The organism is Oceanimonas smirnovii ATCC BAA-899 (assembly GCF_000381965.1).
In the GTDB taxonomy this organism is placed as follows: Bacteria; Pseudomonadota; Gammaproteobacteria; order Enterobacterales; family Aeromonadaceae; genus Oceanimonas; species Oceanimonas smirnovii.
The window spans coordinates 62,566-80,068 of the sequence record NZ_KB908458.1 but is presented as its reverse complement, the minus strand read 5'-3'; the positions used below and the strand labels follow the sequence as shown (position 1 = coordinate 80,068).

General features: G+C 56.4%; 15 protein-coding genes and 5 tRNA genes. 15 read left to right on the top strand and 5 right to left on the bottom strand.

Going from position 1 to position 17,503, the window contains the following annotated elements; translation table 11 throughout:
* Positions 1–143: 143 nt before the first annotated feature.
* Complete coding sequence (gene metJ, locus G364_RS0107255; protein ID WP_019934481.1) at positions 144–470, bottom strand: met regulon transcriptional regulator MetJ; 327 nt, start codon at positions 468–470, stop codon at positions 144–146.
* 176 nt (positions 471–646) lie between these two features.
* On the opposite strand from metJ, the gene metB reads away from it, so the two are divergent.
* Both metB and metL read left to right on the top strand, forming a co-directional pair.
* Positions 647–1,807: a cystathionine gamma-synthase gene (gene metB, locus G364_RS0107250; RefSeq protein WP_019934480.1), complete on the top strand. Its 1,161-nt coding sequence runs from the start codon at positions 647–649 to the stop codon at positions 1,805–1,807.
* A complete protein-coding gene (gene metL / locus G364_RS0107245; RefSeq protein WP_019934479.1) occupies positions 1,808–4,240 on the top strand; it encodes a bifunctional aspartate kinase/homoserine dehydrogenase II in 2,433 nt (810 codons plus the stop codon). It begins immediately after the preceding gene.
* Between the two features lie 61 nt (positions 4,241–4,301).
* Here metL and G364_RS0107240 read toward each other — a convergent pair whose 3' ends face one another.
* From G364_RS0107240 to coaA, 4 genes are all read right to left on the bottom strand, one after another.
* Positions 4,302–5,735 (bottom strand): aspartate ammonia-lyase, encoded by a 1,434-nt coding sequence (locus G364_RS0107240; protein WP_019934478.1) that lies wholly within the window; start codon positions 5,733–5,735, stop codon positions 4,302–4,304.
* A 258-nt stretch (positions 5,736–5,993) separates the two neighbouring features.
* The gene (locus G364_RS16430) at positions 5,994–6,395 is read right to left on the bottom strand and encodes an NUDIX hydrolase (RefSeq protein ID WP_019934477.1); all 402 of its coding nucleotides are present in this window, start codon (positions 6,393–6,395) and stop codon (positions 5,994–5,996) included.
* A 78-nt stretch (positions 6,396–6,473) separates the two neighbouring features.
* On the bottom strand, positions 6,474–6,725 hold the full coding sequence (locus tag G364_RS0107230; RefSeq protein ID WP_019934476.1) for a GlsB/YeaQ/YmgE family stress response membrane protein: 252 nt from the start codon (positions 6,723–6,725) through the stop codon (positions 6,474–6,476).
* Between the two features lie 85 nt (positions 6,726–6,810).
* Positions 6,811–7,752, bottom strand: coding sequence for a type I pantothenate kinase (coaA, locus tag G364_RS0107225; RefSeq protein ID WP_019934475.1), 942 nt, complete (start codon positions 7,750–7,752; stop codon positions 6,811–6,813).
* 244 nt (positions 7,753–7,996) lie between these two features.
* Between coaA and G364_RS0107220 the strand changes: the two genes are divergently transcribed.
* The 13 genes from G364_RS0107220 (at position 7,997) to rpoB (ending at position 17,469) form a co-directional block, all read left to right on the top strand.
* Positions 7,997–8,072: transfer RNA gene (locus G364_RS0107220), tRNA-Thr, on the top strand.
* A 10-nt stretch (positions 8,073–8,082) separates the two neighbouring features.
* Positions 8,083–8,167: transfer RNA gene (locus G364_RS0107215), tRNA-Tyr, on the top strand.
* A gap of 66 nt (positions 8,168–8,233) precedes the next feature.
* Positions 8,234–8,308: transfer RNA gene (locus G364_RS0107210), tRNA-Gly, on the top strand.
* A gap of 2 nt (positions 8,309–8,310) precedes the next feature.
* A tRNA-Thr gene (locus G364_RS0107205) sits at positions 8,311–8,386 on the top strand.
* A gap of 98 nt (positions 8,387–8,484) precedes the next feature.
* A complete protein-coding gene (gene tuf / locus G364_RS0107200; protein WP_019934474.1) occupies positions 8,485–9,669 on the top strand; it encodes an elongation factor Tu in 1,185 nt (394 codons plus the stop codon).
* A 52-nt stretch (positions 9,670–9,721) separates the two neighbouring features.
* Positions 9,722–9,798, top strand: a tRNA-Trp gene (locus tag G364_RS0107195).
* A gap of 65 nt (positions 9,799–9,863) precedes the next feature.
* Positions 9,864–10,235 (top strand): preprotein translocase subunit SecE, encoded by a 372-nt coding sequence (secE, locus tag G364_RS0107190; RefSeq protein WP_019934473.1) that lies wholly within the window; start codon positions 9,864–9,866, stop codon positions 10,233–10,235.
* A gap of 9 nt (positions 10,236–10,244) precedes the next feature.
* On the top strand, positions 10,245–10,787 hold the full coding sequence (gene nusG / locus G364_RS0107185) for a transcription termination/antitermination protein NusG (protein ID WP_019934472.1): 543 nt from the start codon (positions 10,245–10,247) through the stop codon (positions 10,785–10,787).
* A 129-nt stretch (positions 10,788–10,916) separates the two neighbouring features.
* Positions 10,917–11,345, top strand: coding sequence for a 50S ribosomal protein L11 (gene rplK / locus G364_RS0107180; RefSeq protein ID WP_019934471.1), 429 nt, complete (start codon positions 10,917–10,919; stop codon positions 11,343–11,345).
* Between the two features lie 4 nt (positions 11,346–11,349).
* The gene (gene rplA / locus G364_RS0107175) at positions 11,350–12,045 is read left to right on the top strand and encodes a 50S ribosomal protein L1 (RefSeq protein WP_019934470.1); all 696 of its coding nucleotides are present in this window, start codon (positions 11,350–11,352) and stop codon (positions 12,043–12,045) included.
* 245 nt (positions 12,046–12,290) lie between these two features.
* Complete coding sequence (gene rplJ / locus G364_RS0107170) at positions 12,291–12,794, top strand: 50S ribosomal protein L10 (RefSeq protein WP_019934469.1); 504 nt, start codon at positions 12,291–12,293, stop codon at positions 12,792–12,794.
* 54 nt (positions 12,795–12,848) lie between these two features.
* Entirely contained in the window at positions 12,849–13,217 is a 369-nt protein-coding gene (gene rplL / locus G364_RS0107165; RefSeq protein WP_019934468.1) for a 50S ribosomal protein L7/L12, read from the top strand.
* Between the two features lie 223 nt (positions 13,218–13,440).
* The gene (gene rpoB, locus G364_RS0107160) at positions 13,441–17,469 is read left to right on the top strand and encodes a DNA-directed RNA polymerase subunit beta (RefSeq protein WP_019934467.1); all 4,029 of its coding nucleotides are present in this window, start codon (positions 13,441–13,443) and stop codon (positions 17,467–17,469) included.
* Positions 17,470–17,503: the final 34 nt, after the last annotated feature.

Sequence of the window (17,503 nt, the reverse complement as noted above, 5' to 3'; positions counted from 1 at the left end):
CATAAGCTGTCAGCTGTAAGTGGTGGTGCCGGTGAGTTTTGAGCCGTGCCTGCAAATGACACATGAACAAGCAGGCACGATTCAGAAACTTCAATCAGCTGAGAATGGCTTTCAGCTTCCAGCTAATCGCTTCCAGCTGTGTTTCAGTCGTCCTGCCCGAAGTCTTCAATTTCCAGACCCAGGGCGGTCATGATTTCCCGTGCCTGAGCAGGGATCTGATCGGGTACATCTTTACGCAGGTCGTCGTCCTGAGGCAGGGGCTGGCCTGTGTAGGCATGCAGAAAGGCCTCACACAGCAGCTCGCTGTTGGTGGCATGACGCAGGTTGTTGACCTGGCGGCGGGTACGCTCATCGGTCAGCACTTTCAGCACCTTCAGCGGGATGGAGACGGTGATTTTCTTGACCTGCTCGCTTTTCTTGCCGTGCTCGGCGTAAGGGCTGATGTAGTCGCCGTTCCATTCAGTTTTCATTATGCACCTGCGTTCGGAAATGATTTTCCGGCGAATTGTAACCCCTGCATTTTGTGTTGGCAATCCAACAGCAAAGCCTTATAGACGTCTGGGTGGCTTGACGGCTTATTTTGTTCGAGTTACTGTGCCTTCCCTCAGAATTGTGTTTCAGGCTGCCGTGTGCAAAGGAGAAGGACATGCCAAATTACAAGACTCAGACTCACGCCGTTCGTACCGGCCTTGAGAGCGACACGCAGCATGGCGCCGTAGTGCCGCCCATTTATCTGACCAGCACCTTCACCTTTTCCGATTTTAATGAAAAGCGTCAGTTTGATTATGCCCGCTCCGGTAACCCCACCCGCCAGACCCTGATCGACGCCCTGACCCATCTGGAGGAAGGGGGCGGTGCTGCCGTGACTGCCAGCGGTCTGGGGGCCATTAATCTGATTGTTACCTCACAGCTTAAACCCGGAGATCTGCTGGTGGTGCCCCACGACAGCTACGGCGGCAGTCAGCGGTTGTTCAACTCTCTGGCCGCCAAGGGACTGTTTGAGCTGGCCTATGTGGATCAGACCGATGCCGCCGCCATGGCTGAAGTAATGGCGCGCAAGCCTCGTATGCTGTGGATTGAAACGCCTTCCAACCCCTTGCTGCGGGTAGTGGATATTCAGGCGCTGTGTGCCGCCGCCAAAGAAGTGGGTGCCCTCACAGTGGTAGACAACACCTTTTTGTCGCCGGCGTTGCAGCAGCCGCTCAAGCTGGGTGCCGATCTGGTGCTGCACTCCACCACCAAATACATTAACGGCCACTCCGATGCCATTGGCGGTGCCGTGGTGGCTGCCGACGCCGGCCTGGCAGAAGAGCTGCGCTGGTGGGCCAACTGCCTGGGGCTGACCGGTTCAGCGTTTGATAACTACCTGACCCTGCGCGGCCTGCGTACCCTTGGAGTGCGTATGCGTCAGCACTGCGAGAACGCCGAGGCGCTGGTGGCATTTCTGCAAAGCCAGCCAAAAGTGAAGGCGGTGTATCATCCCAGCCTGCCGGGCAACCCGGGCCATGAAGCCGCCGCCCGCCAGCAAAAAGGCTTTGGTGCCATGCTCAGTTTTGAGCTGGATGCAGACGAAGCCGGCATGAAGGCATTCCTGCATGAGCTGCAGCTGTTCTCCCTGGCCGAGTCGCTGGGCGGCGTAGAAAGCCTGATCAACCATCCTGCCACCATGACCCACGCGGCCATGACCCCGGAAGCTCTGATTGAGGCGGGCATCAGCCAGCAGCTGCTGCGGGTGTCGGTGGGTATTGAGGATAGCAGCGATCTGATCAAGGATCTGGAAAACGCATTTAAGGTACTCAGCAAGTAAATGACTATTCTTGAGCCCGAGCCCGGCGCACACCGACCGGTACACAAGTTTGGCGGCAGCAGCCTGGCCGATGCCGCCTGTTTTCACCGGGTAGCCGGCATTATTCATCAGCTGCAGCAGCCTGACGCCCTCATAGTGGTCTCGGCACCGGGTAAAACCACCAACCGGCTGATTGAGCTGCTCAATCTGTTTGCCAGCGGTGACACCGCCGCGCCCGAAGCCCTGGCCGGCCTGCATGCCTTTCAGCGCCATCTGATAGCAAGCACTCTGCCTGCCGAGGCGGCGGCCCCTTTGCTGGCGGCTCTTGGCGAAGACATTGTCAGCATTGCTTATGTGCTTGAGCATGACCGGCTGGATGACTATCAGCGCGGCTATATTCAGGCCTTTGGTGAGGTCTGGTCATCCCGCCTGCTGGCCACAGTGCTGCAGCAGCAGGGAGTAACTGCACACAGTCTGGATGCCCGGCGTTTTCTGCGGGTATCGGGTACGCCGGTGCAGGTGGAAGAAGACGAGTCCCGCCGCCTGCTGGAACACATTCTGGCCGAGCACCCGCAGCAAATGCAGGTGGTTACGGGCTTTATTGCCGCCGATAAAGAGGGCCGCACCCGGTTGCTGGGGCGCAATGGCTCCGACTTCAGCGCCACTCTGCTGGGCGCGCTGGCCGACAGCTCTCATACCACTATCTGGAGTGATGTGCCCGGTGTGTTCAGTGCCGATCCGCGACGGATTCCCGAAGCTCATCTGCTTAAGCGGCTGGCGCTGGCAGAAGCTGCCGAGCTGGCCCGGTTGGGCTCGCCTGTGCTGCACAGCCGCACCCTCGGTCCGGTGGCGGCCAGCCGCCAGCAGCTGATGCTGCGCTGCAGTTATCACCCTGATGACGGCCACACCCGCATCGAGCGCCGCCCGCGCCGGGAACAGGGTGCGCGCATTGTGACCGCAGTGGACGATACCGTGCTGGTGGAAATGACCATTTCCGACCGTTATCAGGAGCGGGTGGATGCCCTCACTGACTGGCTGGGCAAGCGTGGTCTGGCACCGCTGGCCTGCAAGCGCCGGCCTGACCGCAAGCTGTGGCAGATTGCCTATACCCGTGAACAGGCGGAGCAGGCCTTTCTGGTGTTGCGGGATCATCAGCCGGCGGGTGGCTTTGAAGGGCTGCAGCAGCGTGAAGGCTTTTCGCTGGTGGCGCTGGTAGGCAAAAATGTGACCAGCCAGGCCGAGCAGTGCCTGCAATTTTATCATGCCCTGAACGAACAACCGCTGGAGTTTATTCAGCCGGCTAAAAATGGCCTGAGTCTGGTGGGTGTGGTGCGCAAAACCGCCCTGGATCCTCTGTTGCTGCGGTTGCACCAGAGTCTGTTCAGCCGGCCCCGCCGGGTGGGAGTGCTGTTGTTTGGCCGGGGCAATATCGGCAAGGCCTGGCTGCGGCTTTACAAAGAGCAGAAGGCACGGCTGGAGCAGGAGCTGAACCTGCGCCTGACCCTCTACGGCGTGTTTGATACCAAAGGGGCCATGCTGGCCAGCCAGGGTGTGGAAGCAGACACAGCGCTGAATAACTTTCAGCCCCAGACGCTGGTATGGCCCGACTGGCTGGAAGATCTGGAAGAGCACGGCTTTGATACCATGGTGGCACTGGACTGCACCGCATCAGAGAGTCTGGTGCAGTATTATCCGGCCATGGTGCAGCAACGCATTCACCTGATTGCGGCCAACAAGCAGGCCGGCGCTGCCGACTCGGGCTTTTATGCCACCCTTAAACAGGCGCTGACCGAGCACAGGGTCAAGTTTCTCAGCAACGCCACTGTAGGTGCCGGCCTGCCGGTGCAAAGCAGCCTGCATCAGCTGCGCCAGTCGGGCGAGCAGATTCGTGCCATCAGCGGCGTGTTTTCCGGCACCTTAAGCTGGTTGTTTCAGCATTTTGACGGCAGTCAGCCGTTTTCCGAGCTGCTGCTGCAGGCCTGGCAGCAGGGCCTGACCGAGCCGGATCCCAGAGACGATCTCAATGGCCAGGACGTCAAGCGCAAGCTGGTGATACTGGCCCGGGAAGCAGGCTTTGAGCTGGATCCCTCTCAGGTGAACGTCACCAGCCTGGTGCCTGATGAGCTGGCGGCGCTGAGCAAGGAAAGCGCCCTTGAGTGCCTGCATCAGCTTGATGACCTGCTGGCCGAGCGGCTGGCAGAGGCCCAGCACCGGGGAGGAGTACTGCGTCATGTGGCCCGCTTTAATGCCGAAACACAAGCAGCCAGCGTAGGACTGGAAGTGGTACCCGCCAATCATCCTTTTGTGCCTCTGCGCCCCGGGGATAATGTGTTTGCCATTGAAACCCGCCACTACCGGCAGAACCCCATGGTCATTCAGGGCCCGGGAGCCGGCCGGGAAGTGACCGCAGCCGCCGTGCAGGCAGATTTGTGGCAGCTGCTGGCTGCCTTGTAATTCCGTTTACAAAAATGCCGGGCTTTGCCCGGCATTATCACGCTTGGTTCACACAGGCTGTTCAGCCCTGCTGGCGCACCATATTTTGCGGTGACAGTATTTCAGCCAGCTGATCGTCGCTCAGCAGCTGTTCTTCCTGTACCAGCTCGGCCACGCCCTTGCCGGTGAGCAGGGCCTTGCCGGCAATGCGGCTGGCGTTGTCATAGCCGATATGCGGTACCAGAGCGGTAACAATGCCGATGCTCTGCTGCACGTGGCGATCACACTGTTCGCGGTTGGCGGCGATGCCGCGAATACACAGCTGATCCAGCATGCGAATGGATTTGCTCAGAATCCGGCAGTTATTGAGCAGGTTGTAGATGATCAGCGGTTCCATGGCATTGAGCTGAAGCTGACCGGCCTCGGCTGCCAGGGTAATGGTGGTGTCGGTGCCAATCACCTGAAAGGCGGTCTGAGTCATGGCCTCGGGGATCACCGGGTTGACCTTGCCGGGCATAATGGAAGAGCCGGGCTGCATGGCGGGCAGATCAATTTCATTAAAGCCGGTGCGCGGGCCGCTGGACAGCAGACGCAAATCGTTACTGAGCTTGGACAGTTTTACTGCCAGGCGCTTGAGCGTGCTGGAGAAGGTAACAAAAGCCCCCATGTCGTAACTGGCTTCCATCAGGTTGCCCGCCTGACTGACAGGCAGACCGCTGATGTCGGCCAGTTCGGTCACGGCAATCTCGCCATAGCCGGCAGGAGCATTAATGCCGGTGCCAATGGCGGTACCGCCCAGGTTCACTTCGCACAACAAAGCACAGGCGGCGTTGATGCGGGCTTCTTCTTCCCCCAGATTATAGGCAAAAGCGTCAAACTCCTGACCCAGAGTCATGGGCACGGCGTCCTGCATCTGAGTGCGGCCCATTTTGAGCACATCGGCAAACTCTGCGCCTTTGGCGGCCAGGCTGTGCTGCAGCTCTTTTACCGCCAGCTTCAGGCCCTGAGCGGCTTCTACAATGGCCAGGCGGGATGCAGTGGGGTAAACGTCGTTGGTGGACTGGGAGCGGTTTACATCGTTATTGGGATGCAGGTGCTGATAGTCGCCTTTGTCAAAACCCAGTCTGGCCAGGCCCAGATTGGCGATGACCTCGTTGGCGTTCATGTTGGTTGAGGTGCCGGCACCTCCCTGAATAAGGTCAACAATAAAGGCATCGTGATGCTCGCCCCGCAGCAGCTGGGAGCAGGCGGCCTGAATGGCATCGGCTTTTTCGTTGCTGAGCAGGCCCAGACGATGGTTGGCACGGGCGGCGGCGGCCTTGACCATGGCCAGCGCGCGGATGAGTTCGGGAAAGTGGCTGATGGGAACACCGGTGATATCAAAGTTCTGTTTGGCGCGTTGGGTCTGGGCACCATACCAGGCATTTACCGGAACCCGCTGTTCTCCAAGAGAATCCTTTTCAATGCGAATTCCTTCTGTGTCATTCTCCAGCTTAAGGTTGGTATTTTCGCTCATTATTTCCTCTGTATCTAATGGGTACTACAACTAAAAGTACCGACACGCCTGCTTGGCAAGACTGTGCCGATGATTGCGTTTGTCATGGCGCAAAGAGAGCTGCACGCCGGTGTGCCGTAACGGCAACCAGCCAGTGTGGTTGTCACAAAGCCGGCCGGCGTTATCGCGGAAAAGTACCGGGCCGGACCCCGGCGAAGGCAGGCGCTCAATCATAGAGCAGCAACAGGGCTTGTTAAAGGCAACTGCCATGATTAATGCTCAGGCTTTTTGTGAGCGGGTGATGATTTCTGCAAGGTTTGGACATAGAGGAGAGGGCAGGGCGTTGGGGCTGAACCAGGCCACGGCCTCGGCGTCGTCATCGGCCACCGGAGTACCGCTCTGATAGTGGCCGCGCACTGCCACCATCACATAATGATGAGCCAGTTCACCGGCTTCTTCGGCCAGCACGTCGTAGCAGGCAAAGGGCGCGTCCATGCGGGCGATGACACCGGTTTCTTCCTGTAATTCACGGGCGGCCCCTGCGCTCATGGTTTCACCCCATTCCAGTTTGCCGCCGGGAAAACCCCAGTGGCCGGCATGGGGCGCGTGTTTACGTTGCACCAGCAGTACCTGCTGCTGATGCCAGACTACGGCGATAACGCCGACTTTGGGTGCCTGCATGAGTGATTTCCTGGCTGAACAAATGAAAAAAGATTGTGCCAAACCCAGACCGGCTTCGGCGAATTTAATGTACAGGCATCAGGAGCGGCTGATCAGCCGGTAGACAAACAGCAAAAACAGCGCACCGATAACGGCGGTAATAATACTTCCCGGGTTAAAGCCGGTCACGCTGCCAAAGCCCAGCTGTACACCGATCCAGCCACCAACAAATGCGCCCGCCACTCCCAGCAGCGTGGTCATGATAAAGCCGCCACCGTCCCGGCCCGGCATTATCCATTTGGCCAGAAAGCCGGTAATTAACCCGAAGATAATCCAGCTTAAGAACCCCATAAAAACCCCTTTGGTTATTTTTTATACTGTCTGAAGCATAGCTCAGTGCGGCATGCGGCTTGGGTGAAAAGCGCAGGCTGACTCATTACTTTTTGAGTCGTATCTGTTCTATCTGGTGATGATGCCCTTTGGTCAGGATCAGCTCGGCTCTGTCCCGGGTGGGTAATATATTCTGCTTGAGGTTCTTGTAGTTGATCTCCTGCCAGATACGGCTGGCGGTAGCTACCGCTTCTTCTTCGCTGAGACGGGCATAGTGATGAAAGTAAGAGTCGGGATCGGCAAAGGCACCGGATCGCAGCTTGAGAAAACGCTCCACATACCAGGTTTTCAGCAGCCGCTCGTCGGCATCCACATAAACGGAGAAATCGACAAAGTCCGAAACAAACACGCGGTGGGGATCATGGGGGTAATCCATGCCGCTTTGCAGCACATTCAGGCCTTCAAGAATCACAATGTCGGCCTGTTCTACGGCCACGGTTTCACCGGGCACTATGTCGTAGGACAGGTGAGAATAGACGGGAGCCCGTACATCCTGCTTGCCGGATTTGATATCCGATACAAATTGTACCAGCCGGCGCATATCGTAAGACTGGGGAAAGCCCTTTTTTTTCATCAGCCCGCGTCGTTCCAGCTCGGCATTAGGGTAAAGAAAGCCGTCCGTGGTGACCAGCGTCACCCGCGGATGCTGGGGCCAGCGTTCCAGCAGGGCCTGCAGAATACGGGAAGTAGTACTTTTGCCCACCGCCACCGAACCCGCCACACTGATGATATAAGGTGCGCGCTGGTGTTCATTGCCCAGAAACTGATCCAGTACCTTGCAGCGACGCTGCTTTGCTTTTATATACAGATTAAGCAGGCGTGACAGCGGCAGATAAATGTCTCTGACCTCAGCCAGTGAAATACGATCGTTCATGCTGCGCAGACGCATCAGTTCATCTTCGCTTAACGGCTGTTGCACGGACTCGCGCAGTTCTGACCAGGTTTGGCGGGAAAAGGTCAGGTATGGAGAATGGGTATCTGTCTTCATCAAGGGTTGTCCTGTGAGTCGCCGCTCGACCATACACCAAAGCTATCGGGTACAACAAGGCAACAACGAGTCCGTTGGTGGTGGTTATGTGCACCCGCTCTCATTAACGCGGATATAACAGATGAGCAGTGAAAGCGCAGCTTCTGATGTTTTTTTGCCCGAACGGTTCCGGCCCTTATAAAAACTTTGCAAAAGGGTATTGCATACAGGCATGGCCATGCCCTATAGTTCGTCCCGCTCGTGTGCCGGCATAGCTCAGTTGGTAGAGCAACTGACTTGTAATCAGTAGGTCGAGGGTTCGACTCCTTCTGCCGGCACCATTTAAAATCTGGAGGGGTTCCCGAGTGGCCAAAGGGATCAGACTGTAAATCTGACGGCTCCGCCTTCGCTGGTTCGAATCCAGCTCCCTCCACCAAGTTCCAGTGTTCGTCCCGAGACGGGCATTAAAAAGCGGTTTGAGGTCGTTCAAGTAAAGACCCCCGCGGGCATCGTATAATGGCTATTACCTCAGCCTTCCAAGCTGATGATGCGGGTTCGATTCCCGCTGCCCGCTCCAGTGCTGATATAGCTCAGATGGTAGAGCGCACCCTTGGTAAGGGTGAGGTCCCCAGTTCGATTCTGGGTATCAGCACCACTTCTTTACTACAACACCCTCAGGCCTTTTTTGTTATATACTTCCTGCTTGTGATTCGCGTGGTATAGCTCACCACCCAACCAGTTAGAGGGACGAGCATGTCTAAAGAAAAATTTGAACGTACGAAACCGCACGTTAACGTTGGTACCATCGGCCACGTTGACCACGGTAAAACCACTCTGACCGCTGCCATTACTACTGTTCTGGCCAAAAAAATGGGTGGCTCTGCCCGTGGTTACGATCAGATCGATAACGCACCGGAAGAAAAGGCCCGTGGTATCACCATCGCCGCTTCTCACGTTGAGTACGACACCGAAGCTCGTCACTACGCTCACGTTGACTGCCCCGGTCACGCTGACTACGTGAAAAACATGATCACCGGTGCTGCTCAGATGGACGGCGCTATCCTGGTAGTAGCTGCTACCGACGGCCCCATGCCGCAAACCCGTGAGCACATCCTGCTGGCCCGCCAGGTAGGTGTACCTTACATCGTTGTATTCATGAACAAATGTGACATGGTTGACGATGAAGAGCTGCTCGAGCTGGTAGAAATGGAAGTGCGTGAGCTGCTGTCCGAGTATGACTTCCCGGGCGACGACACGCCGGTTATTCAGGGCTCCGCTCTGAAAGGCCTGGAAGGTGATCCTCAGTGGGAAGAAAAAATTCTGGAACTGGCCGACGCCCTGGATTCTTACATTCCGGATCCTGAGCGTGCTGTTGACGGTGCTTTCCTGCTGCCGATTGAAGACGTATTCTCCATCCAGGGTCGTGGTACCGTGGTTACCGGCCGTGTAGAGCGCGGTATCGTTAAGGTTGGTGAAGAAATCGAAATCGTTGGTATCAAAGATACCACCAAGACCACCTGTACCGGTGTTGAAATGTTCCGCAAACTGCTGGACGAAGGCCGTGCCGGTGAGAACGTAGGTGTTCTGCTGCGTGGTACCAAGCGTGAAGACGTTGAGCGTGGTCAGGTACTGGCCAAGCCGGGCTCCATCACTCCGCACACTCGTTTTGAGTCCGAAGTGTATGTACTGTCCAAAGATGAAGGCGGCCGTCACACTCCGTTCTTCAAAGGCTACCGTCCTCAGTTCTACTTCCGTACTACTGACGTGACCGGTACCATTGAACTGCCGGAAGGCGTTGAAATGGTTATGCCCGGCGACAACATCAAGATGGACGTAAACCTGATTGCTCCCATCGCGATGGAAGAAGGTCTGCGTTTCGCTATCCGTGAAGGTGGCCGTACCGTTGGTGCTGGTGTAGTAGCCAAAATCATCGAGTAATAGCGCTTACAATCGCGTCACAAAGCCCCTATAATAGGGGCTTTGTTGTATTAGGGGCGTAGTTCCAATTGGTAGAACGGCGGTCTCCAAAACCGACGGTTGGGGGTTCGAGTCCCTCCGCCCCTGCCACTTACCTCGCCGTCGGCGGGGTTTTTGCGTCTGTAACAGACTCGGAATATTTAGACAGGTAGCTTATGAGTGCAAATACCGAGAGCCAGGGCGGGGCAAAAGATACCCTGCTGTGGGGTCTGGTTTTCATTATTCTGATTGCGGCCGTGGTCGGCAATTATTACTACAGTGAGCAGGCGGTCTATATTCGTGCTGCCGGTGTGGTGGTGGCTGTTGGTATTGCCGGTCTGCTGGCATACCAGACCAAAAAGGGCCAGAGCAGTTTTGCCTTTGCCCGTGAGTCGCGCCTTGAAATGCGCAAGGTTGTCTGGCCCACCCGCCAGGAAGGCATTCAGACCACACTTATTGTACTGGCCGTGACCGCTTTGGTGGGCCTGTTTCTGTTTTTGCTGGATGGCCTGCTGGTATGGCTGGTCAACCTGGTTACCGGAGTATAAGGATTCACCATGTCAGAACAAAGAATGCGTTGGTATGTGGTCCAGGCGTTTTCCGGATATGAAGGCCGTGTAGCCAAGTCGCTGCGTGAACATATCAAGATGCACGGCATGGAAGATCAGTTTGGCGAAGTGCTGGTGCCCACTGAAGAAGTAGTGGAAATCCGTGCCGGCCAGAAGCGCAAGAGTGAGCGCAAATTCTTTCCCGGTTATGTGCTGGTGCAGATGCAGATGAATGATGGCACCTGGCACCTGGTGCGCAGCATTCCTCGTGTTATGGGCTTTATCGGCGGCACGCCCGAGCGTCCGGCGCCGATTTCCGACAAGGAAGCCGATGCTATCCTGAACCGTTTGCAGGATGCGGTAGACAAGCCGAAACCGAAAACCCTGTTCGAGCCCGGCGAAGTGGTGCGGGTGTCCGACGGTCCCTTTGCCGACTTCAACGGCGTGGTGGAAGAAGTGGATTACGAAAAAAGCCGCCTGAAAGTGTCTGTGCTTATTTTTGGCCGCTCTACCCCGGTGGATCTGGAGTTCGGTCAGGTCGAAAAAACCTGAGCATAATTCGAGCGAAGCTCTTGAGAAGGGCGGCAAATTGCACTACAATTTGCCGCCCTTTTATTGTTGGGGAGCCGTTAGAGGAGTATTGCTCCGAGGCGCTAACACCCATTTTTGAGGTAATTATCAATGGCTAAAAAAGTACAAGCGTACATCAAGCTGCAGGTTGCAGCTGGTGCAGCTAACCCGAGCCCGCCCGTAGGTCCTGCTCTGGGTCAGCACGGTGTTAACATCATGGAATTCTGTAAAGCGTTCAACGCCCGTACAGAAAGCCTGGAAAAGGGTTCTCCGATCCCGGTTGTTATCACCGTATACAGCGACCGTTCCTTCACCTTTGAAACCAAGACTCCTCCTGCTGCCTTCCTGCTGAAGAAAGCTGCTGGTGTTAAATCCGGTTCCGGTGAACCGAACAAGAACAAGGTTGGTACTCTGACCCGCGCTCAGTTGGAAGAAATTGCCGGCATCAAAGCGCCGGACATGACCGGTGCTGACGTTGACGCCCGCGTGCGTTGCCTCGAAGGTTCTGCCCGTTCCATGGGCCTGGTAGTGGAGGGCTGAGACAATGGCTAAACTGACCAAGCGTATGCGTACCATCCGTGAGCGTGTAGATGCCACTCGCGAGTACGAAATCAATGAAGCCATCGCTCTGCTGAAAGAACTGGCCACTGCCAAGTTTGTTGAAAGCATCGACGTTGCCGTTAACCTGGGCATCGACGCTCGTAAATCCGACCAGAACGTTCGTGGCGCCACTGTACTGCCCCACGGCACCGGTCGTGACGTACGCGTTGCCGTGTTCACTCAGGGTGCCAACGCCGAGGCCGCCAAGGCTGCCGGTGCTGACCTGGTGGGCATGGAAGACCTAGCCGAGCAAGTTAAAGCCGGTGAGCTGAACTTCGACGTGGTTATCGCGTCTCCCGACGCCATGCGCGTTGTGGGTATGCTGGGCCAGATCCTTGGTCCGCGCGGCCTGATGCCTAACCCCAAGGTTGGCACAGTAACCCCGAACGTTGCCGAAGCCGTGCAAAATGCCAAGGCGGGTCAGGTGCGCTACCGTAACGACAAGAACGGTATCATCCATACCACCATCGGCAAGGCTGACTTTGACGCTGAACAGCTGAAAGGCAACCTGGAAGCCCTGCTGGGTGCGCTGAAGCGTGCCAAGCCGGCCTCTTCCAAAGGCCAGTACATCAAGAAAGTCAGCCTGTCCACCACCATGGGTGCAGGCCTGACTGTTGATCAGGCTGGTCTTGACGCTTAATTAAGCATTTACAAGGCGCGGGGTTTTTCGTAAGATCTTGCGCCTTGTTATTTGGTTGGGGGCTTCGACTCCCGTCCAAGACCGCTGGAGCCGTAAGGCTTAATGTTCCAGCGTAGATGGTGCCGGGACCCAGTTAGAAAGCAGAAAAATTTTCCTTTCTTCTGGAATTCGCCACCTTGGTGCCTCTGAACAGAGGCGTGTGTTTAATCTGGGAATTTCCCAGGTGGAATCCAGGAGTTTAGCCAATGGCATTAAGACTCGACGACAAAAAAGCAATTGTTGCTGAAGTCAACGAAGCTGCCAAGGGCGCCCTGTCTGCAGTTGTTGCCGATTCTCGCGGCGTAACTGTGGCTGCCATGACCACTCTGCGCAAGCAAGCCCGTGAAAACGGTATCTACCTTAAGGTAGTCCGTAACACTCTGGCTCGCCTGGCAGTGGAAGAGACCAGCTACGAATGTCTGAAAGACGTATTCGTTGGTCCTACTTTGATCGCATTCTCTAACGAGCATCCCGGTGCGGCTGCTCGTCTGTTCAAAGATTTTGCTAAAGAACAGAAAGAGTTTGAGGTGAAAGGTCTGGCTTTCGAGGGCGAATTTATCCCTGCGGCCGACATTGACCGCCTCGCCACGCTGCCGACTTACGACGAAGCAATTGCGAAGCTGATGGCGACCATGAAAGAAGCCTCCGCTGGCAAGCTGGTTCGTACCTTTGCTGCCCTGCGCGACAAGAAAGAAGCCGAAGCCGCCTAAGGCGCGTTTGGCTGCTTGATTACCGTATACTTCAGAACATTAGGAATTTGAGTCATGTCTATCACTAAAGACCAAATCATCGAAGCCGTTGCAGAAATGTCTGTAATGCAGGTTGTTGAACTGATCGAAGCTATGGAAGAGAAGTTCGGCGTTTCTGCCGCTGCTGCTGTTGCTGTAGCTGGCGACGCCGGTGCTGCTGCTGCTGAAGAGCAGACCGAGTTCGACGTAATCCTGACCGGTGCCGGCGCTAACAAAGTTGCCGTTATCAAAGCCGTTCGTGGTGCTACCGGCCTGGGCCTGAAAGAAGCCAAAGGTCTGGTTGAGTCCGCCCCGGCTGCGATCAAAGAAGCTCTGAGCAAAGGCGAAGCCGAAGCTCTGAAGAAAGAACTCGAAGAAGCCGGTGCTTCTGTTGAGCTCAAATAAGCTAGACTATAGCTTAGCGGCCTGAGCAATCGGGCTAGGGCTGGTGAATCTTTATTCACCGGCCCTTTTGCGCTGTGGGATGAGAGGAATTTTCACCTCGTTTTAGCCTCTCGTTGTTCCAGCCACCGAGTGTTGTCGAGACATTCGGCCAATAAGAAACGATGTTATCAGAGCTGTCCCATTTGGGCAGAGTGGGTCACTTATCAGCGAGCTGAGGAACCCTATGGTTTACTCTTATACAGAGAAAAAACGCATTCGTAAGGACTTCGGTAAGCGTGACCAGGTCTTGGACACGCCTTACCTGCTGTCAATCCAGCTTGACTCCTTCAAACAGTTTATTGAAGCAGATCCTCAGGGCGAGTACGGTCTGGAAGCGGCTTTCCGCAGCGTTTTCCCTATCACTAGCTATTCTGGCACTGCCGAGCTGCAGTATGTCAGCTATCGTCTGGGTGAGCCCGTATTTGACGTGCAGGAATGTCAAATCCGTGGCGTGACCTACTCGGCGCCGTTGCGCGTCAAGTTGCGTATGGTCCTGTACGACAGAGAGGCTGCGGCCGGTACTGTCAAGGACATCAAAGAGCAAGAAGTCTACATGGGCGAAATCCCGCTCATGACTGAGAACGGTACCTTTGTTATTAACGGTACCGAGCGGGTAATCGTCTCCCAGCTGCACCGCAGCCCGGGTGTGTTTTTCGATCACGATCGCGGCAAGACCCACTCCTCCGGTAAGGTCCTGTATAACGCCCGCGTGATCCCTTACCGTGGTTCCTGGCTCGATTTTGAATTCGATCCTAAAGACAACCTGTTTGTCCGGATTGACCGTCGCCGCAAGCTGCCGGCGTCTATTATTCTGCGTGCCCTGGACTTCACCACTGAAGACATACTGTCGACCTTCTTTGAAACTACCCGTTTTGAAGTGATCGACGGCAAGCTGATGATGGAGCTTAAGCCCGAGCGTCTGCGGGGCGATACGGCTTCCTTTGACATTATGGTTGACGGCGAAGTACTGGTGGAAACCGGTCGTCGCATTACTGCACGCCATATTCGTCAGCTGGAAAAAGCCGGCGTTGAGCAGCTGGAAGTACCGGTTGAATATGCCGTTGGTAAAGTGGCCGCTAAGGATTACATCAACGCCGATACCGGCGAAGTGATTGTGGCTGCCAACAGCGAGCTTAGCCTGGAAACCATGGCCAATCTGTCTGTGGCCGGCATCAAGCAGTTCGAGACCCTGTTCACCAACGAACTGGATCACGGCGCTTACATGTCCGAGACCCTGCGTATCGATTCCGCCACCAACCGCCTTGAAGCGCTGGTGGAAATCTATCGCATGATGCGTCCGGGCGAGCCGCCCACCCGCGAAGCCGCCGAGACCCTGTTCGAAAACCTGTTCTTCAGCGATGATCGTTATGATCTGTCTACCGTTGGCCGCATGAAGTTCAACCGTCGTTTGCTGCGTGAAGAGCTGAATGGTCCGGGTACCCTGACCAAGTCCGACATTGTCGACGTCATGAAGCAGCTGATCGCCATTCGTAACGGTAACGACGAAGTCGACGATATCGATCACCTGGGTAACCGCCGCATTCGCTCCGTGGGCGAAATGGCCGAAAACCAGTTCCGTGTAGGTCTGGTTCGTGTTGAGCGCGCAGTGAAAGAGCGTCTGTCTCTGGGCGATCTGGATACCCTGATGCCGCAGGATCTGATCAACGCCAAGCCGATCAGCGCCGCGGTGAAGGAATTCTTCGGTTCCAGCCAGTTGTCCCAGTTTATGGATCAGAACAACCCGCTGTCCGAAGTGACTCACAAGCGTCGTATTTCGGCTCTGGGCCCGGGCGGTCTGACCCGTGAGCGCGCCGGCTTTGAGGTGCGGGACGTACACCCGACCCACTATGGTCGTCTGTGCCCCATCGAGACCCCTGAAGGCCCGAACATCGGTCTGATCAACTCGCTGTCCTGCTACTCCCGCACCAACGAGTACGGTTTCCTCGAGACTCCGTACCGCCGGGTAGTGGATGGTCGAATCACCGATGAAGTGGATTACCTGTCTGCCATCGAGGAAGGTCACTTCGTGATCGCCCAGGCCAACGCCGCCATCGATGAAGAAGGTCGTCTGCTTGATGAGCTGGTACCGTCCCGTCACAAGGGCGAAGCCACTTACATGAACGCCGATCAGGTTCAGTATATGGACGTGAGCCCGCAGCAGATTGTGTCTGTGGCTGCTTCACTGATCCCGTTCCTGGAACACGATGACGCCAACCGGGCACTGATGGGCTCGAACATGCAACGTCAGGCCGTGCCGACCCTTAAGGCGGACAAGCCGCTGGTAGGTACCGGTATTGAGCGCGCCGTGGCCGTTGACTCCGGCGTAACCGCCGTGGCCAAGCGTGGCGGTGTGGTTGACTACGTTGACGCGTCCCGCATCGTGGTGAAGGTGAACGAGGAAGAGATGCTGCCCGGCGAAGCCGGTATCGACATCTACAACCTGACCAAGTACACCCGTTCCAACCAGAACACCTGTATTAACCAGCGTCCCTGCGTGATGCCGGGTGAGCGGGTGATCAGCGGTGACGTACTGGCCGACGGCCCGTCTACCGACCTGGGTGAACTGGCGCTGGGTCAGAACCTGCGCGTGGCCTTTATGCCCTGGAACGGCTACAACTTCGAAGACTCCATTCTGCTCAGCGAGCGGGTGGTGATGGAAGATCGCCTGACCACCATTCATGTGCAGGAACTGTCCTGTATCTCCCGCGACACCAAACTGGGTCCGGAAGAGATCACTGCCGACATTCCCAACGTGGGTGAAGCCGCCCTGAACAAGCTGGATGAGTCCGGTATTGTGTATGTGGGTGCGGAAGTGAAGCCCGGTGACATTCTGGTAGGTAAGGTAACGCCCAAGGGCGAAACCCAGCTGACCCCGGAAGAGAAACTGTTGCGTGCCATCTTCGGTGAGAAGGCGTCTGACGTTAAAGACTCTTCCCTGCGCGTGCCCAACTCTGTGTACGGTACCGTGATCGACGTTCAGGTCTTTACCCGTGACGGCGTCGAGAAGGACAAGCGTGCTCAGGACATTGAGCACATGCAGCTCAAGCAGGCCAAGAAAGATCTGACCGAAGAATTCAGCATTCTGGAAGACGGCATTTTCGCCCGTGCCCGCTCTGTGCTGACTGCGGCCGGCATGAGTGCCGACAAGGTCGCCAAACTGGCCCGCGAAAAACTGCTGGAGCAGGCCCTGGACGACGAAGGCAAGCAGATTGAGCTTGAGCAGATCGCCGAGCAGTACGCCGAGCTGAAGGCCGACTTCGACAAGAAGTTCGAGAACAAGCGCCGCAAAATCACGCAGGGCGATGACCTGGCACCGGGCGTGCTCAAGATCGTTAAAGTCTACCTGGCGGTGAAGCGTCGCATTCAGCCCGGTGACAAGATGGCTGGTCGTCACGGTAACAAGGGTGTGGTATCCACCATTGTCCCGGTTGAAGACATGCCTCACGACGAGCAGGGCCGTCCGGTCGATATCGTGCTCAACCCGCTGGGTGTACCCTCGCGGATGAACATCGGTCAGATTCTGGAAACCCACCTGGGCCTCGCTGCCAAGGGTATCGGTGAAAAGATTGACCGCATGATCAAGGAGCAGCAGGAGCTGGCCCGTCTGCGCGAATTCATTCAGGAAGTCTACAATCTGGGTGACGGTGTTCGTCAGAAAGTGGATCTGTCTACCTTCTCCGACGACGAAGTGCGCGTACTGGCCAATAACCTGCGCAACGGCATGCCCATTGCCACGCCGGCGTTTGACGGTGCCCGCGAGCATGAAATCAAGCGTCTGCTGAAGCTGGCTGACCTGCCCGAGTCCGGTCAGATCCGCCTGTTCGACGGCCGTACCGGTAACGCCTTTGAGCGTCCGGTGACCGTGGGCTATATGTACATGCTGAAGCTGAACCACCTGGTGGACGACAAGATGCACGCTCGTTCTACCGGTTCCTACAGTCTGGTCACCCAGCAGCCGCTGGGCGGTAAGGCCCAGTTTGGTGGTCAGCGCTTCGGTGAGATGGAAGTGTGGGCACTGGAAGCTTACGGTGCCGCCTATACCTTGCAGGAAATGCTGACCGTCAAGTCGGACGATGTAAATGGCCGTACCAAGATGTACAAGAACATAGTGGACGGCGATCACCGCATGGAGCCGGGCATGCCCGAGTCCTTCAACGTACTGCTGAAGGAAATCCGCTCCCTGGGTATCAACATCGAGCTGGAAGAAAATTAAGGCATCAGACTGCCTCGGAAATAACGGTGCCCCT

Bases quoted from the DNA above. Each gene is read 5' to 3' on its own strand.
- metJ (WP_019934481.1), bottom strand. From the start codon at position 470: ATGAAAACTGAATGGAACGGCGACTACATCAGCCCTTACGCCGAGCAC.
- G364_RS0107230 (WP_019934476.1), bottom strand. From the start codon at position 6,725: ATGGGGTTCTTAAGCTGGATTATCTTCGGGTTAATTACCGGCTTTCTG.
- metB (WP_019934480.1), top strand. From the start codon at position 647: ATGCCAAATTACAAGACTCAGACTCACGCCGTTCGTACCGGCCTTGAG.
- rpoB (WP_019934467.1), top strand. From the start codon at position 13,441: ATGGTTTACTCTTATACAGAGAAAAAACGCATTCGTAAGGACTTCGGT.
- coaA (WP_019934475.1), bottom strand. From the start codon at position 7,752: ATGAAGACAGATACCCATTCTCCATACCTGACCTTTTCCCGCCAAACC.
- rplA (WP_019934470.1), top strand. From the start codon at position 11,350: ATGGCTAAACTGACCAAGCGTATGCGTACCATCCGTGAGCGTGTAGAT.
- G364_RS16430 (WP_019934477.1), bottom strand. From the start codon at position 6,395: ATGCAGGCACCCAAAGTCGGCGTTATCGCCGTAGTCTGGCATCAGCAG.
- rplK (WP_019934471.1), top strand. From the start codon at position 10,917: ATGGCTAAAAAAGTACAAGCGTACATCAAGCTGCAGGTTGCAGCTGGT.
- rplJ (WP_019934469.1), top strand. From the start codon at position 12,291: ATGGCATTAAGACTCGACGACAAAAAAGCAATTGTTGCTGAAGTCAAC.
- secE (WP_019934473.1), top strand. From the start codon at position 9,864: ATGAGTGCAAATACCGAGAGCCAGGGCGGGGCAAAAGATACCCTGCTG.
- nusG (WP_019934472.1), top strand. From the start codon at position 10,245: ATGTCAGAACAAAGAATGCGTTGGTATGTGGTCCAGGCGTTTTCCGGA.
- rplL (WP_019934468.1), top strand. From the start codon at position 12,849: ATGTCTATCACTAAAGACCAAATCATCGAAGCCGTTGCAGAAATGTCT.
- G364_RS0107240 (WP_019934478.1), bottom strand. From the start codon at position 5,735: ATGAGCGAAAATACCAACCTTAAGCTGGAGAATGACACAGAAGGAATT.
- metL (WP_019934479.1), top strand. From the start codon at position 1,808: ATGACTATTCTTGAGCCCGAGCCCGGCGCACACCGACCGGTACACAAG.
- tuf (WP_019934474.1), top strand. From the start codon at position 8,485: ATGTCTAAAGAAAAATTTGAACGTACGAAACCGCACGTTAACGTTGGT.